Source organism: Rhodococcus olei, assembly GCF_039540555.1.
Classification (GTDB): domain Bacteria; phylum Actinomycetota; class Actinomycetes; order Mycobacteriales; family Mycobacteriaceae; genus Rhodococcus_G; species Rhodococcus_G olei.
Window position 1 is genome coordinate 1 of sequence record NZ_BAABFB010000016.1, and the last position, 924, is coordinate 924.

General features: G+C 67.5%; 3 protein-coding genes. All 3 read right to left on the minus strand.

Going from position 1 to position 924, the window contains the following annotated elements:
- Positions 1–345: biotin carboxylase N-terminal domain-containing protein (locus tag ABD951_RS02310; protein WP_345341711.1), on the minus strand; the 345-nt coding region annotated here is incomplete at its 3' end.
- A 9-nt stretch (positions 346–354) separates the two neighbouring features.
- Positions 355–630, minus strand: a complete 276-nt coding sequence (locus ABD951_RS02315) for an acyl-CoA carboxylase epsilon subunit (RefSeq protein ID WP_345341713.1) — start codon at positions 628–630, stop codon at positions 355–357.
- Positions 627–924 (minus strand): carboxyl transferase domain-containing protein (locus ABD951_RS02320; protein ID WP_345341710.1); only part of this gene is annotated, 298 nt, incomplete at its 5' end. The genes ABD951_RS02320 and ABD951_RS02315, both read right to left, overlap by 4 nt.

Below are 924 nucleotides of genomic sequence, written 5' to 3' on the forward strand. Positions count from 1 at the left end.
CGGCGAGGGCCCGATCCAGATCAGCCCCGCGTCGATCACCGCCTGCGCGAAGTCCGCGTTCTCGGACAGAAACCCGTAACCGGGGTGGATCGCGTCCGCACCCGACTTCGCGGCCGCGTCGAGGATCTTGTCGAACACCAGGTACGACTCCGCCGACGTCTGCCCGCCCAGGGCGAACGCCTCGTCCGCCAGCTTCACGAACTGGGCATCGGCATCCGGCTCCGCGTACACCGCGACGCTGCCGTACCCGGCGTCCTTCGCGGCCCGAATCACCCGCACGGCGATCTCGCCGCGGTTCGCGACGAGCACCTTCGAGATCTTCTTGTCAGTGTTGTTGGCTGTCATCGCTTTTCCTTAACGGGTGAATCGGGCATTGACGAAAGTGCAAGGCGCGCCGGACAACCCGTAGCGCATCATCTGGGCGGGGGCACCCCACCCTTCCTCGACCGGCGGCTCCCCGGCGGCCGGGACTCCCGACACCGCCGCGAGGGCGACCAGCACGGCGGCCACCTCGGCGTCATCGGGATTGCCGGAGAAGCGGATCGGATCCTGCTGCGGCACAGGAGAACCGAGCAGTGCGGTCTCGTCGGACACGAGGTCGACGTCGACCGTCTCGAGCACTGCGGTCACAGCGGGATGTTCCCGTGCTTCTTGGGCGGAAGGGTGACCATCTTGCGTTCGAGCAACCGCAACGCCGACACGATCTGACCACGGGTGTGCGACGGCGGGATGACCGCGTCGACGTAACCACGCTCGGCCGCCACGTACGGATTGACGAGGGTGTCCTCGTACTCGTTCTGCAACTGCAACCGCAACGCGTCGACGTCCTGACCCGCCGCCGCGGCGTCCTTGAGTTGCTTGCGGTAGACGAACCCGACCGCACCCGAGGCACCCATCACCGCGATCTGCGCGGTCGGCCACGCC